The organism is Paenibacillus sp. FSL R5-0912 (assembly GCF_000758605.1).
Lineage (GTDB): Bacteria > Bacillota > Bacilli > Paenibacillales > Paenibacillaceae > Paenibacillus_AQ.
In genome coordinates, this window is the sequence record NZ_CP009282.1 from 5,961,251 (window position 1) to 5,977,085 (window position 15,835).

Below are 15,835 nucleotides of genomic sequence, written 5' to 3' on the forward strand. Positions count from 1 at the left end.
AATTCAAAAGTACCCCACAACGTGGAGCTAAATCTTGAAGCTTCTTTAAGCTGAAAGAAGAAACAGCTATACCGCCCTTTTTATAAAGGGCGGCTGCCGTTTCTACAATGTTTGGTAATTTTATTATTTTTGCGGTAGATCTGCATACGCCTTGTCAATCTTTTTGATGGCGTCGGCAACGGATGCATCCACGTTGCGTCCGGCGATGGTCACTTCCTCAATCATCTTGTTTACCGCTTCGGACATTTGCGGGAAGATCGGTGTAATTGGACGCGGTCTGCCGAATTTCTGATTCTGTACGACAAAGATATTCTTCGGATATTGACCTAGCTCAGGGAACTCCTTGGCTACTGAATAGCGGGCCGGAATATCTTTTGTGATAGAGCAATAGGTCTTAGCCCCTTCAGAACCAGTCACCCAGTTTACAAACTGCCAGGCAGCTTCGGCATTTTTACTCTTCGAGGAAATGGCCAGCGACCAGCTTCCGTTCGCGACAGCCTGCTGGGTTTCCTTCGGAAGTGGCGCGATATCATAATCTTCGCCTAATTTGAAATTAGGAAACTTGTCGGCATAATTGCCCAGTGACCAGGAGCCGTCAACCGTCATCGCCAGCTGGTTGTTCGGGAACGGATCTGGCGGGTATTCCAGAGAGGACACTTTATCTTTATTATACAGGTCGGAGAAGAATTGCAGCGCCTTTTTGGTCTCTGGCTTATCCAGGTAGCCTTTGGAGGTTGTTCCATCCGGGCTCATGATATCGCCGCCAAACTGCCAAATAATCGGATATTTAAAGTATGCTGTTGCTCCAGCATTACCGAAGCCTTGTGCCGGATCAATGCCGTACACGCCTTTGGCCGGGTCGTTAAGCTTTTTAGCTGCATCCAGCACCTGATCCCAAGTCCAAGGCTCTTCCGGGTTCTTGGAGGGAAGAGGAATTCCCTTCGCTTCAAACATTTTTTTATTATAGAAAAGAGCAATGGAGGATTCGGTGAGCGGAGCCATGTAAATTTCATTATTATAGGTGTACGTGGCAATGGTCGATTCCGGAATATCCTCCAGGTTACCGTCCTTCTTGAAATAGGTGGTCAGCGGCTGTAAGGCACCCGCCTGGGCGTAAGAAGCCATATTCGGGCCGTCGATGGCCATAATATCAGGCGGATTGCCCGAAGCAATAGATGTTCTCAGCTTGGTGTCGTAATCGGCATACGGAATCGGACTCATCTCAACCTTGATATTAGGATGCGCTTCATTAAACGAGGCCACCAGCTTGTCATAGGCTGAATTTTCGGTGTCATTGCCCGAGTTTCTCCAGAACGTCAGAGACACCTTCTCTTCTTTGGGGGCTGACGAAGCTCCCGCCTCCGGCTTCGCGTTATCCCCTTTGCTTCCACATCCGGCGAGCAGTCCGCATGCCAACATCGCGCTTAGTACCACTTTACTCTTACTGTTCAATAATGCCCTCCCCTTTCTTCTACTGTCTGCGCTTACAACTGAATATTATCAGACATACCCGATGATAAAATTCATTATCCTCTGCACTAAACTTTCAAAATGTTCGGTATTTCTAGCACCTGAGTGGACGCTGCGCGAACGGACCGTTGTTCCAATCGCTGTTTAAACGAGAAATGGACAATATTTATAAAAACGCAAAGCAGCGATCCTCTAAATACCAGGAGAATCGCTGCTTTGCTGAGATTTACCGTTTAACAATGAAGGTTTGCTACGACTCTTCACTTTTCATCATATGTTCTTCTCTATACTGGCCGGGACTTACGCCCACAACCTTCTTGAACACCTGGCAGAAATACCGCTGGTTATCATATCCGACATTTTGGGATATTTTGAAGATTTTGAAGCTGCTTTCTCTCAGCATCTTTTTCGCTGTCTGAATGCGCAGCAATGTAACATATTCCAGAATGGTCTGTCCAGTCGACTTGGAATACAAGTTGCTTACATAGGAAGAATTGAGCCCGAATCGTTCTGCCAATTGATCCAGCCCAATATTTTCATGGTAATGGGATTCAAGGTACGCTTTGATTTCTTGAACCACTTTTTCCTTCATGGTAGTCTTGGTTACACTCAAATAAAATTGCACACTCTTCGTTAAATTCAGCAACTGTTGCTGCAAAGACGCCCAGTCCGGCGTTTCCAGTATCCTGTCCATCAGCTGCGTGCGGGCTCCGATCACTTTCTCAATCTTGATTCCATAGTCCTGTTCAATCAGATCGAGCATCCGGTTTCCCCACTCTATGCCTGCCTTCTTCAGCAGAACAGGAGCCATCAGCCGTCCCGTCCCCCATTCCGTCCAACGTTCAAGCATCTCCTCGAACTCTTTCTGTTCGTAACGGACGAAGGATTGGATGTTCTCAGACCAATGGGTCAGCCACTGCTCAGATACGCGGGTAATCTCCTCTAAGCCGCTCCCCTCCATAACCGGAACCCCAAAGAATACCCCCATTTCACATGCCTTATCGGCTGCCGCAAAAGAGAGGTTTGCCTGTATGATTCCTGTTACCACCGGCCCCAGTCCAAACGACAATGAAATATCGTCCGCTGAGCTGTCATTCGAGAAGGCTTCGGCTGCAGCCAGCAAAATTTCTGTTAATGGCTCATTGTCCTCCATGGCCGCCATGCATAATAAGATGACTTTCTGCTGCTCGTACAGCAGCTCCACAACGATTCCGCGATTCGTCAAAAAGCTAAGGAGAGCATCCGTAGCGCCATTGTTCTTCATTCGTTCGAGCCACAGCGTCTCCGTGCTTCCAATCACGAGGACCGCAAACTGGTTATATCGTTCGTAGGGGGTCTGATCAAACGATGGGCGTTTGGCATGGACGATTAGATCTGTAAACGCCGCCCGGTCCAAGGCTGCCACATTCCGAAGCTCAGGGCGATTCTCCGTTGCATCCGCTTTACGCTCCAGACGCTTGAGCGCTCTCGAGACAGTCTTGGCTACTTCCTCCAGCTCTGCCGGCTTGATCAGATAATCCACCGCCTCCAGCTCAATGGCTTCTTTGGCGTATTCGAACTCGGAATACCCGCTAATGATGATACATTCCGCCTTACGGCCTTTCTCCTTCAAGGCACGGATCAGCTCCAGCCCATTCAGGCCGGGCATCCGAATATCTGTCAGCACAATGTCCGGATCGGACTGAAGAATCCGTTCCAGGGCTTGCTTGCCGTTAGTTGCCGTCCCCACGATCCCTATCCCATAAGCATTCCAGTCGATCACGGCCGACAATGTCTCCACCACCAGCTGCTCATCATCCGCTATAAAAAGTTTATACATGATGTAATCCCACCTTCATATAGCCCGGTCTTAATCCATTATTCCGATCCTTAGGGTAACTTTGGTTCCGATGCCTGGAATGCTGTCTATGCGCAGCCCGTGGTTCTGGCCATAATGCAATTGAATTCTTTCCTGGATATTCCTTAATGCATAGCCCTTAGGCTTCGTAACCGCAGGATCAAAGCCTACTCCGTCATCCTCGACTTCGAATACAAGCGTATCTCCTTCGATTCGTCCCCGAATGTAAATATTCCCTTGGCTCTCCTTCAGCTCAATTCCATGAAAAATCGCATTCTCCACCAGCGGCTGTATCAGGAGCTTAAGCATGCGGATATGTTCAATTTCCGGTTCGAGCTCAATGGTCACCTCGAATTTTCCGTTATAGCGGATATTTTGAATCTCCAAATAATTTTTCACCTGGTCGATCTCATTGCGGATAGTGGTAATATAGTCCCCATTATTCAAGCTTAACTTAAACATGTTAGACAGCGACATAACCATTTTCGAAATGTTTTTGGCACCGATTCGTTCGGCCATTAGATATATGGAATTCAGCGTATTGTACAGGAAGTGAGGGTTGATTTGACTTTGCAGCGCGTGCAGCTCTGCTTCCCTCTCCTTCAGCCTGGCTTCTATTAATTTGTCTGATAATTCGGAGTTGGTGCGGAAGGTCCTCAAGAACTGATTGCCTATTTTCCCAATTTCATCTTCCTCCTGAAAGAGGATTCCTTCGATCATCTCCCGTTTGGCCGCTTTTCTGGCGACGGAGGACAGTAAAGTCAATTGCTTCGTGATACGCTTCGAGATCAAATACGAACCATAAGCGGCCAGCAGGAAAGCCACCATTGTCAGCGTGAGCGTAACATTACGTATCCAGACAATCTCCGAATTGATGTTAGAATAAGGGATCATGCTGACCACTTTCCACTGGGTTACCGGATTGGTATCGAAGGTGATGACATACCGTTCTCCGCCCATCGTTTCGATGCGGGTGCCCCGTTCAGGCAAGCTATAGAGCAGATTCATTTCTTTGGGAGGAAGCTGTTTCAGGCCGGCAGTGCGGGAATTATAATAAATGACTTTATTTTGCTCCAGGATCATCAAATTCCCGTTTTCCGCATTGGAAATATTTCGAAACATTTCATCGAAGACCCGCCTGTCGATTGAAATAATTAACATGCCGATCGGTTCGAGCGTCTCCAGGTTGTTTAACTGTTTACCGTACAGCAGCAGGTTAGGACTGTCCTTGACAAGCCGGACTTCATCGCTGTTCAGCCACAAGCCCCGCCCGCCCATACCTCCCACCTGTTGATACCATTTCGTCCGTGAGACCGCCTGGTAGATATTGTCGTACGTTAACCTGTCCCATTGGTTCGTGGTAATCAGTTCCCTTTGCCCGCTGCCTACGTAAACGTAACGTATATAGGATTTGTTGTTGGTAATATTGACGATCAGACTGCGGGTCGCATTTTGAAGGTCATAGATCTCCTTGAAATCATTTTTAGTATAGGAAAGGAAATTCTGAACGTCACGGGAGGACAACATCAGCTTCGAGATCGCCTCCACATCATTCACGAACGTCTGGATATTCCAATTGATGGAGCCCAGCAAATTGGAGGTAGTATCGGACATCTTGTTTTCGATCACTTTGCTTAAATAGACGAAGGTTAAGGAAGCAATCAGGACAAGCGGCAGCAAGGAACAGGCGATGGACAGTATAATGATTTTGCTTCGGATGCTGATCGACAGGAACAGCCGGTGTATTTTCATGAGATCCCCCTGACCCAGCAAAGTTGCAGCCTGGTACTTTCAGTATACCCTCTGGCCAAGGGATGCGGGAGATCAACCTTTCGTTGCTCCTGCGGTCATGCCGGAAATAACGCTCTTGTTGAACATGAAATAGACCACCATCGTCGGAATGGTCGTGATGCTGATGGCAGCAAAGGTCGCTCCCCAATCCGTCAAACCGTACTGTCCAATATAATCCATTAAGCCAACTGGAATGGTCCGTGATTTCAGATCATGAATAAACGTATTGGCGAATATAAATTCATTCCAGACGAATATCAGATTCATAACGACAACTGTAACTATCGTATTCCGGGATAGAGGGAAAATCATCCGCCAGAACACCTGGTACACACCGCAGCCATCCATTACAGCGGCCTCCATGATCTCATTCGAAATGTATTTATAGAAGCTTACGAACAGATAAATCGAGATCGGCAGGGCAAAACCTACTTGTGGCAAAATAAGAGAAGCGAGCGTATTGATAATTCCTATTTTGTTATAAAGAATGAACAGCGGGATGAGCACGACCTGAATCGGAATCATAATGCCGCACAGAAATAAGAACAACACACTTTGGCTCCATTTAAAAGACATCTTCTCGATCACAAAAGCGGCCATGGCACTGAATAAGATCACAAGCACGATGGTCGTCACAGCGACTATGAAACTATTGGAAAAATAAGTCCCCAGGTTCCCTTTGCTCCACACATTGAAATAATTATCGAAAGTGTATTGGCTTGGCAGACTGAGCGGATTATCCCCTGAAAAATCATTAGGCCCTTTAAAACTGGAGATGAACACCCAGACCAGCGGATACACTTGAATGACAAGCAGAGCAAAGGAAACAACTAGAAGAACCGCCTTGGAATAGCCAGAAATTTTCATCATCAGGTCTCCTTACTGTCCATCATCCGTCTGATAAAGGCAACTGCAATGAGGCTTTCAATGACGATAAATACAGCCATCGCGCTGCCATAGCCGAAGTCCAGACTGGAGAATGCGGTTTTATACATATAGGTTGGCAACAATTCTGTTACGCGGCCAGGCCCCCCGTTTGTCATGATATACGGGATGTCGAACCCTTTCAGCGCCCCCGTAGTCGCCATAATGATTGAAACCATCAGAACTGGCTTGATCAGCGGCATTTTGATCGAACGAAACAGATTCCACGAAGAAGCTCCATCAATTCTGGCCGCCTCCTCGATATCGGCAGGAATGGAAATTAATGCACTATACAGAATAATCATATAAAGACCGATATAACGCCAGCCTTCGGGTACCGATACCGCACTCAGAGCCCAGTTGAGGTCGGACAGCCAAGGTTTGCTCCAGTCTCCAAGACCTATCTGCTGCAGACAAAAGTTCAGGATTCCGACCGGCTCAAACGAGTACACATTTTGGAACAACTGTGCTATCGCTACTGAGGTGATGATGGCAGGGGCAAAATATAAGGTTTTGAACAATTCTCTCCCTTTGGTGATATTGGTCAGTAAGATGGCAACCAACAAACCGAGCAACACCTGCATGGCTACAATAATGGAAACATAGATCAGATTGTTGCTGAATGCCTTCCAGAATGTCTTGTCGCCGCCGAACATCTTGGTGTAATTGTCAAAGCCGATATAGAGCATATCTGAAACTCCGTCCCAGGAGAAGAAACTGAAATACATCGACCAAAGGATAGGCGCCAGCACGGTGAGCAAATACACCAATAATGCAGGCAGCAGAAAGACGAGAGCGGCTTTGCGGTTGCGCAGGACTTTATCCATATGCTTGCTCATTCCCTAATTTTAGTTTTTTTATTGTACTTACAGCAGCCAACCGGCTTTCGGTTGGCCGCCATGTTTAGTATCGCTATTTGAAGTATTTCGGCGCGTTTTCTTTAATCGCCTGATCCATTAGTTCGGCAAACTCTTCCGGAGTATGGGCTCCCAGAGCCAGGGCATTCAATTCATTGCCGAGCAGCTCATTCGTGGCCGGATCAAGGCGCGTATCCCACGGGACCGCAAAGACGTTGCCGGATTTCGCGATTTCGTCCTGAATTTTATAGAAGAGCTCCGGCATCCCCTGCTCTTGATCCAGTGAATAATTGAAAGGCGAGAATTGGCCTTTTTCCGTATAGGCCTTCGGGTATTGCTCCAGAAGGAATTTGACGAATTCCTTCATCGTATCATCGAAGGTCTCCTGGTTGAAGGCAACGCCGATACCCGAGTTGATAAAATAATCATTGTCAGCCGTTGTGGCACCTTCCATCATGGGAAGCCGGAAAAAACCGATATTGTCCTTCATTTCTGCGCTTACTTTATCATTTACAAAGTTCATAGTTTCCCATGAACCCATGTAATACATCCCGGCTTTGCCGCTCAGGTACAAATCGCGCGCTGCGGTGTAATCCGTTGCAGTGAATCCTTGCTGAAAGTACCCTTTGGTGCCCAGATCGTGAACGAACTTAATCCCTTCCATGCCGGCCGGGTCCTTGAAGGATGCTTTGCCTTGCTTTACATTTTCGATAAAATCATTGCCTGTCATGCGGAACGGTTTGTACGCCAGGTACCGGAGAACCGGCCATTTATCCTTGCCGTCGACGGCAATCGGCGTAACCCCGCTTTGCTTCAGCTTCTCGGCAACCTCCATGAACTCATCGAACGTCTTCGGCGGCTCCAGGCCAAGATCCTTGAACATCTTGATGTTGTACCAGAATACCTCGATTCCATATTCTAGCGGGAAAGTATACATGCTGCCGTCTGCGAACTGCTGATATTGCAGGGCCACCGGACGGAAATCTTCATATTTCCCCAGCTCCTCCAGCAGTTTTTTCATATCGACCAGTTTGCCTTGCTCCACGAGCTTGGAAGCATAGGCATCCGGATCTGTATCAAACATGGCGGGCATCTCATTGCTCGCAATCAATGTCCGCAGCTTCTGCAGATAGGACGGGCGATCACCCGTGCCCTCCAGAACCAGCTCGAATTCCGGATGCGTCCTTGAGAACTCATCTGCAATCTCCTTTACAGTAACAGCCGGAGGGCTGTCTACGCCGCGGGCCACGAACCACTTGTATGTTTTCTTGTCCACCTTCTGCGGATTCGCCGATCCGGTTTCTGAAGCGCCGTTATTAGTATTTTTGCCTCCGCATGCGCTCACCATCGCCGCTAGGACAACCAGTGATAACGAGAGAGTCAGCCATTTGACATAACGTTTCATTTATAAGACCTCCTGTTAGTTGGGAACCGAAATGGATGCCTGTTCAAAATTCGCCCGGCCTTCCTGAACAAAACAGCCCCAGTTGCCGGTTTTTAAATTATACAAACGTGTAGTCAAGGCGACCTGGTCGGCCAAGTATACGACGCAAACCGAATTCTCCACAACGATCTCGATATTATAATCCGTATCGGCATGCAACTCTATGGGTACTTCCAGCTCTACCGCATGCGGGTGGTCTCCTTTGATATGCCACTGCATCTCACCCTCTATCCGGCGAGGCCACATATCGAACACCAGGCGGTTATGAATGGGTTCAAGGCGAACATAATAGGCATCGTCGTTGTCCTCGCTAACACGAAGCATAATACCGCAGCTTCTGGTTCCTTCGGAGAAGGATAACCGGGCCGAAATTTTGCAGATTTCCGGCATGGAACCCGCAGATACGCAAGAGAAGGTCTCGTCAGCCACCGCCGCTATGCCTCCCTCTGACTCCTTCCAATCCCCAAGCCAGGAGCCCCACACGGCAGCCTGTTCATTTGAAAAATGATGGGAGACTGTCTCCGGGATACGAACCGTTAATGTTCCATCCTGTTCCTGAACAAGTTCGTGCACGACCAAATTCCCCGCCCATTGCCAATCACCGTAGTCATCCTCGTTTTCCTTGCTGGGGTCCCAGCCAAAAGCATATCGCTTGTTCCCGTCACTCCATGTTTTGGCGGCATAGAACGCCCTGGCGTCAAACGCATCGTTTCTCGGTGCCGTCCAAGGACCGCTTAAAGATTTACTCATGCGGTAATGGGTGACAAACCGCTCCGAGAACGTGGAGTAAACCAGATACCACCATTCCCCGATTTGAAATAAGTCCGGGCATTCGTGCGTCACGTACATTTTCGGATTCCAGAACGGTTCGCGGATTTCCCATTGCCTCAGATCCTTCGAAGCACAGAGCCCGATGCTTCCCCGGCGCCGGGAAGGACCTTCTTTGTTCCTTGCGGCGAGAAGCATCCAGTACTCCCCCGCCTCTTCGTTCCAGAATACAAAGGGATCGCGCCAGTCATGCCTTTCATATTGAATTCCGTCGGAATAGAAGGTATCCTCGGGGATTTTCCGCCACTGCTCCATATCTGTGCTCACGGCGTGCATGACGCATTGGAGCGGCACCCCGTTCTCTACGAATTCCGGATTCGGATTGAGGCCGGTGTAGAACAGATGATATTCTCCCTGGGCTTCGATGATCGAGCCGGTGTAACAGTTGAGATCCTGCTCGCTCACACTTCCATGCTTCAGCATTTCGCCCATTTCTTCATAGTGTACAAAATCGCTTGTGCGGAGCTCAAACCAGGAAGTTCCCTCCCCATGAATACTCCTATTCTCCCTCCAGTCATGAAGATAGAACAAACGGAATGTACCGTCTTTATAGTAGGGAATGAGATCTCCCACCCAGGCTCCTGCCGGCCTGTAAAACAAATTCGACAATGTTTGCAACCCCTTTCTTTTAACGTGCCTTGAGTATATAACATTAAGAAAGCGCTTTATATTCCAAGTTCTTTATCCTGTGTTCAATATTTTTGGTTTTAAAAAAAACCTCCGTCTGCCATCACAAAGTGGCAACCGGAGGTTCTTTTGAATTATTATTTTAAAGTGTTACCTCAGACGAAAATAGTGTGACAACCAATACTGTTCTCATGGAAGCGCTGCTCCAGATTGCCCACGATGCCTTCAAAGGGTCTGACGACAAAATTAATGGGCAAGAAAAAAAGGCCTCCTTAGAGACCTGTAATATAACATGAGATTACTATACTCGAAGGAGGCAGGGCTTCAGTATACAAGAGTTTCAACGTGCAATGAAGTGGCAAAAAGACTGTTCTGACTCCTTGGGACCTAAAAACGTTGGAGCACCACAGCACCGACTAAGCTGCTGTTATAATTTCTGATAATCCTTCAGTGCTGCCCCGAGCTCCGCTGTATATTTGGTCAGCCGTAAGCTGATCTCAGTGCGCATCACATCACGCGTAAGTCCGAACCGTTCCTGATATCCCCGGCAAAAGATTTTGTGATACACCAGGAACTCCTCCTGCTCGTCGGGCAGCACTTTGATATTGCGCTGCTTCAGCTCTTTTTGCAGCTGGTAGGTATCCTGCATGATCCGGCGCTGTATCGCTTGCCCCGCTATCACAAAGGCGCGCTTAAGGATGCTGCCGGACAGCTCGATCTCCTTCAGGCTCCGGCTGACCATAGTATCTATGTAGGGGAGCAAAATGAGGTCACGCACCATCGTCCGCTCCTCGACAGTGATCATTTTTCTGACCGTATCCTCCTGCTTCTCCTCAAACTGATCCACATGCTCACTCATCAACATCTTAGTTTTCCACCGCTCATTTCCGTTTAATTTGCTCATTTATAATGGCCCCCAATCTGCTGCGCCCGTTCCAGTGCAACCCCGGATTCCAGCAACGAGGATGCGCGGATAAGCGCCCGGCTGCCGTATCTGGTTTTGATCTGATCCACTGCCCGTTCTCTGCTCAATGTGCGGATGCGGTCATCGAATAAGGTGAGCTGCATGACACTGTCATCGGTCAGCTGGGAGATAGAGATCGCTAACCGGCTTAACGGCATCCCCGTCCAATGATCCACAAATAAGCGGTAGGCAGCCGCTGCCACCTCATGCGTTAAAGACGACGGCTCCGGCAGTGTCATTTGTCTGCTGTAGGAGTTAGATTTGTTACCGTCCGTCTCTGCCACCACGATAGACACCACCGACCCCATATACCGGTATTTCCGCGCCCGCTGACACACCTCGATCACCAGTTCCAGCAACACAACTTCAATCTCCGGCAGCCGGGTATAGAGGTTCCAGCGCAGCGCCTTCCCGTGTCCAACCGACTTGATCTGGTGCCGAATCCCGGTAACAACCGGGCTGGGATCGATCCCGCGCGCCGTCTGCCAATAATATTCCGCTTGAATATCGCTCTGCTTACCCATGGTTGTGCGCATTCTCCGCTTGAATTCCCCCAGCTCCATCCGCGCAATATCTCCAATCGTAGTAATCCCCATACGGTAAAAATTCTTGGTCATCCGTCCAGCCACCATAAACATTTCATGCACCGGCAGCGGCCAGAGCTCTGTGTCTATATTGCTGTAATCGAGCCTGAAGACCCCTCCTTCCTTCTTCTTGGCAAAGTTGTTAGCCATCTTGGCCAGAATTTTGGTCGGTCCGACTCCCACCCGGGTCCACACCCCCGTTGACAACAGGACATGATGCTGGATGGAGTGAATCATATCCGGCAGATCTCCTCCAAAAACACTCAAGGAACCGGTCACATCCAAAAACTGCTCATCAATGCTAAAGGCCTCAACCTGGTCGGTATACCCCTTGTAGATTTCTGAAATCATCAGCGAGACCTTGATATACGTACTCATCCGCGGGCGGATCACTATGAGATCCCGGCATTTGGTCATGGCCTCACCCACGCGTGAAGCGGTGGTTACACCATGAGATTTGGCGATGGGGCAGGCAGCCAGGACAATACCGTTCATCCGCGTGGGATCGCCGACTGCGACAGGCTTATCTTTATACTCGGGATGCGCAGCCTTTTCGACACTTGCATAGAAGGATTGGCAATCCGAGAGCAGAATGATCCGGTCTTTAGGCATACTTCTGCCCCCGTACCGGGTGCCAGGACAAGATGCTGTCTGTCAGGAAAACACGGGGCAGGCCGGTGCTCAGACAGGTAGCCCGTATGCGGCCGTCACGAATCCCGTGCACTTCAATCTTCCGCTGCGTAATCTTGCCCGCTTTGTCCAGGTATATCATTTCAATCGTTTGGCCGATGCTCATTTTCATGACTGATCGCCTCCGGTAGAATAAGAACATTTGTTTGTATTATAACCAGGATTGAGATTTTTAAGCAATGGTAAAATAGAACATTTGTTCTTATTGGAACAGTATATGCAGCTAAGGGGAATCGGTAGAACCGGGAAGGGAATTTAGAGGTAAAAAAAGCCGGAGAGGGTCAACCCTGTTTGCAACGGCAGCTATTCCAGTCTCGGCTAATGGATGAATTACAAGTATGTTGACCTGCACGGCCGCTGCCCGCCTTGCTGGACCGGCGAGGATCGCTTATACTATGTTATCCTGCAAGGGACACTAAACTGTGTGATAAAGAGAGGTCAACCATCATGCTTCAAGGCAAAAAAAGGTCTGCCGCCTGGATCGGCTTGGGCCTGTACACGGGCCTCACCCTATTTTTCTTGTTTGCCGGTTTCAACCGTTCTTCGGCTCTGCCAAAGACGGACTTACGGTATCACCTGGTCTTTGACGGGATTCCGTTGCAATTTCCGGGCGGGGGTTATTCGAATCTTTGGGTCTTCAATCTGGGTAACTATCTGGCGTTCGTACCGTTCGGCCTGGTGGTTCCGCTACTGATCCGCTGCCGCTTCCTGCCGTTCCTCTTAGTCTTCTTAGCTGCCATTACCGGGGTTGAGCTGATTCAGATGGTAACGCATTTGGGTGCGTTCGATATCAACGATATCGTCATTAATACGCTCGGTGCGACTGTCGGCTACGGCGCCCAGCGGCTGATCCGCCGCGATCGGACAACGCCAAGAGGTTTACTCAAGCTCCTGTCCTCCGGCGCGGTCTTGACGTTGATCGTCTACTCCGCCGTGAGCGGTCTCAATTATTATCTGGATCATGGCCGCGGAGAGATCAGGGCAATGGACCGGCTTACCCTTGAGCGTGGTGAAGTACGGTGGGAAAAGAAGCTAAACAGTTTCACTGTAGCGCAGGAGCAGATCGAACCGGCGATCAACCTGTATAGCCCGGATAATCCGGAACGCCACGAATTCTCACTGCGCCTTGACGGACAGTATAAGGAGCTTGCCGGGAATTTCGGCATCCCTGACGATGCTATATTTGCTAAGAGCAAAGGCGGCAGCAGCGTCATTATCAGTGCCGACGGAGAAGAGCTTTACTCCCTGAATGTGAATATCGCACCGGGCGAGAATCCGCCGCTGTCTTTTCAGGTGCCGCTTGAAGGCAGACAGGAGCTGACCATTGCAGTCATCACCGATGCTGCCGACCCCCGAACCCATGCGGTATTGTGGGATCTTACACTCATGGAAGCCAATGCAGGCCAAAAGCTGGCAGCGCGGCTTCATCGGTTGCTGGGCGGGAGATAACGCATGTCAAGCATGTTCGAAAAAAGAACAAAATCACCTTATCCATAGCAGACGAAAACTATAATTTCCTAAACTAGAGTAAAGGGCTGGATTCAACCACCCCCTCCTCATCAAACCGTACGTGAGGTTTTCCCTCATACTGCTTTCCGATGTCTGTCATTCATGGGCATGCAGATTACAATAGCGTTTATAGTCCATATTGTCTGGCAATATACTTTACCTCGGATAATGAATGAACCCATCCACCTTCTTGTCGATGCGCTTTTACACACAGATTTCGCCATGCGCAAGCATCCTAGCTACAAAGGTGGCTTGGTCCCTCCTTTGGTTGGACTTTCACCAACTAGATAATGCGTGCCTCTGGGCACGCCAACAATAAAAAACAAGTCTCTCCAAATTTCTTGAAAAGACTTGTCAGAAGCTTTTATCCAGTTGAGTGAGCGATTAAGTTTTTCAACAATCCCTTTGAAATCAACACATTTTAGCTCCTGTTAAATATAAAACATATAATTATCCGCTTGACTCTCTTCCTTGAAGTTGATCAGGTCGGATAAAGTGGTGGAATCCAGCACATCGGCGATGCTGTCGCGGATGCGCAGCCACAGGTCGCGCTTGGCCGGGTCATCTTCTTCTGTGAAGTCCACAGGAGAAATCGGGCCTTCGAGTACGCGGATAATGTCTCCGGCAGTAATGGTGCTGGTCTCGCGGGACAGAATATACCCGCCGTATGCGCCGCGGATACTTTTTACAAGTCCGGCATTACGCAGCGGGGCGATCAGCTGCTCCAGGTAATGCTCGGAGAGTCCGTTTTTCTCGGCAATGCTCTTAAGTGATGTTGGCCCTTCGCCAAATCTCAGGGCAAGCTCCATCATAATGGTTAATCCGTAACGTCCTTTGGTTGATATTTTCAAAGGGGCACCTCTTTCGGTTTAGTTGCTGGTTCTGTGGTTCCTGTTTCGCTGGTTAGACATGAGATATGTCATATCAACGTATTCCGATGTTTGCTCTCAGCTTATGTTATCATATCTTTGGACACATTTGGAACACCCAACGGGAATAATTCGCGATTTTGTTCACCAGTGGTGGACAAATTGTCAATTTTGAACCGTTTTTCGCTATATTTTATAACAGCCTTCTCCTGTTTGGGGTAGACAGGTATGTTATAATACACAATGAGCCGGGTGTTCAGTCAGAACGCCGGTATTTTGTGCATAGAAAATGGTGATCACGATGACAAAAGCTAATCAGGATATCCGTGTCGTCGTCGGTATGTCGGGTGGGGTCGATTCCTCTGTTACAGCGCTTCTGCTGAAGCAGCAGGGTTATGACGTCATCGGCATCTTCATGAAGAATTGGGATGATACCGACGAGTTCGGCGTATGTACGGCAGAGACCGATGCCGAGGATGTGCGCCGCGTGTGCGAGCAGATCGATATTCCTTACTATACCGTTAATTTCGAGAAGGAATACTTTGATAAAGTCTTTTCCTATTTCCTCGAAGAATATAAGGCCGGCCGGACACCGAATCCGGATGTGATGTGCAACCGCGAGATCAAGTTCGGGGAATTCCTGAACAAAGCGCTGCAGCTTGGCGCAGATTACGTGGCTACCGGACATTACGCCCGGGTCATAGAAGAGGACGGCATGTTCAAGCTGCTGCGCGGCGTGGACAACAACAAAGACCAGACTTATTTCCTCAACGCACTGAACCAGTATCAGCTCTCCAAGGCCATGTTCCCGATCGGGCATCTGCCGAAGCCGGAGGTGCGGAGAATTGCCGAGGAAGCCGGACTCTACACCGCCAAGAAAAAAGACAGCACTGGCGTCTGCTTCATCGGAGAACGCAATTTCCGTGAATTCCTAAGCCAATACCTGCCTGCACTGCCTGGCAATATGGTCGATATCGCCACCGGCGAAGTTAAGGGCCGTCACGACGGACTCATGTATTACACGCTGGGCCAGCGTCAGGGCCTTGGTATCGGGGGCTCCGGCACAGGCGAACCCTGGTTCGTGGCCGAGAAGGATCTGGCAAGCAATACCCTGTATGTTGTGCAGGGCGAGAAGCATGTCAGCCTGTACTCCACCAGCCTCACGGCTTCAGGCGTGAACTGGATCGATGCAGCTACACTTGGTGATACGCCGCTGAAGTGTACCGCCAAGTTCCGTTACCGCCAGCCGGATCAGGGCGTTACGCTGACGAAGCAGGCAGATGGAACCGTGCATGTTGCTTTTGATGTTCAGCAAAAGGCGATCACGCCGGGACAGGCTGTGGTGTTCTACCTTGGTGAAACATGTCTCGGCGGCGGAACCATTGAGGCTGCCGAGAAGGTCGTGCCGCTGCCGCAGGCGTAACTGCATCACCTGCCGGAG

Annotated in this window: 13 protein-coding genes; 2 read left to right on the forward strand and 11 right to left on the reverse strand. The window is 49.3% G+C overall.

Annotated elements, in window-relative coordinates:
- Positions 1-123: 123 nt before the first annotated feature.
- The 10 genes from R50912_RS25225 to R50912_RS25270 form a co-directional block, all read right to left on the reverse strand.
- Positions 124-1,452, reverse strand: coding sequence for an ABC transporter substrate-binding protein (locus R50912_RS25225; protein WP_042238665.1), 1,329 nt, complete (start codon positions 1,450-1,452; stop codon positions 124-126).
- 268 nt (positions 1,453-1,720) lie between these two features.
- Positions 1,721-3,289 carry a response regulator gene (locus R50912_RS25230; RefSeq protein ID WP_042238666.1) on the reverse strand — a complete coding sequence of 523 codons (1,569 nt, stop codon included), beginning with the start codon at positions 3,287-3,289 and terminating at the stop codon, positions 1,721-1,723.
- Between the two features lie 30 nt (positions 3,290-3,319).
- On the reverse strand, positions 3,320-5,059 hold the full coding sequence (locus tag R50912_RS25235) for a cache domain-containing sensor histidine kinase (protein WP_042238668.1): 1,740 nt from the start codon (positions 5,057-5,059) through the stop codon (positions 3,320-3,322).
- 72 nt (positions 5,060-5,131) lie between these two features.
- Positions 5,132-5,968, reverse strand: a complete 837-nt coding sequence (locus tag R50912_RS25240) for a carbohydrate ABC transporter permease (protein ID WP_081956643.1) — start codon at positions 5,966-5,968, stop codon at positions 5,132-5,134.
- A complete protein-coding gene (locus R50912_RS25245) occupies positions 5,968-6,849 on the reverse strand; it encodes a carbohydrate ABC transporter permease (RefSeq protein ID WP_042238672.1) in 882 nt (293 codons plus the stop codon). The genes R50912_RS25240 and R50912_RS25245 overlap by 1 nt, the downstream gene beginning before the upstream one ends.
- A gap of 85 nt (positions 6,850-6,934) precedes the next feature.
- Positions 6,935-8,284: an ABC transporter substrate-binding protein gene (locus tag R50912_RS25250; protein WP_042139513.1), complete on the reverse strand. Its 1,350-nt coding sequence runs from the start codon at positions 8,282-8,284 to the stop codon at positions 6,935-6,937.
- 15 nt (positions 8,285-8,299) lie between these two features.
- Complete coding sequence (locus tag R50912_RS25255) at positions 8,300-9,760, reverse strand: glycoside hydrolase domain-containing protein (RefSeq protein WP_042238674.1); 1,461 nt, start codon at positions 9,758-9,760, stop codon at positions 8,300-8,302.
- 445 nt (positions 9,761-10,205) lie between these two features.
- Positions 10,206-10,682: a YhjD family protein gene (locus tag R50912_RS25260; RefSeq protein ID WP_042238675.1), complete on the reverse strand. Its 477-nt coding sequence runs from the start codon at positions 10,680-10,682 to the stop codon at positions 10,206-10,208.
- On the reverse strand, positions 10,679-11,938 hold the full coding sequence (locus tag R50912_RS25265) for a DNA polymerase IV (RefSeq protein WP_042238677.1): 1,260 nt from the start codon (positions 11,936-11,938) through the stop codon (positions 10,679-10,681). The genes R50912_RS25260 and R50912_RS25265 overlap by 4 nt, the downstream gene beginning before the upstream one ends.
- Positions 11,931-12,128, reverse strand: a complete 198-nt coding sequence (locus tag R50912_RS25270; RefSeq protein ID WP_081956645.1) for a hypothetical protein — start codon at positions 12,126-12,128, stop codon at positions 11,931-11,933. The genes R50912_RS25265 and R50912_RS25270 overlap by 8 nt, the downstream gene beginning before the upstream one ends.
- 335 nt (positions 12,129-12,463) lie before the next feature.
- Between R50912_RS25270 and R50912_RS33540 the strand changes: the two genes are divergently transcribed.
- Entirely contained in the window at positions 12,464-13,465 is a 1,002-nt protein-coding gene (locus R50912_RS33540) for a VanZ family protein (RefSeq protein WP_052416681.1), read from the forward strand.
- Positions 13,466-13,956: 491 nt separating this feature from the next.
- Here R50912_RS33540 and cymR read toward each other — a convergent pair whose 3' ends face one another.
- Positions 13,957-14,376, reverse strand: coding sequence for a cysteine metabolism transcriptional regulator CymR (cymR, locus tag R50912_RS25280; RefSeq protein WP_042238682.1), 420 nt, complete (start codon positions 14,374-14,376; stop codon positions 13,957-13,959).
- Positions 14,377-14,695: 319 nt separating this feature from the next.
- On the opposite strand from cymR, the gene mnmA reads away from it, so the two are divergent.
- Positions 14,696-15,817, forward strand: coding sequence for a tRNA 2-thiouridine(34) synthase MnmA (gene mnmA / locus R50912_RS25285; protein ID WP_042238684.1), 1,122 nt, complete (start codon positions 14,696-14,698; stop codon positions 15,815-15,817).
- Positions 15,818-15,835 lie beyond the last annotated feature (18 nt).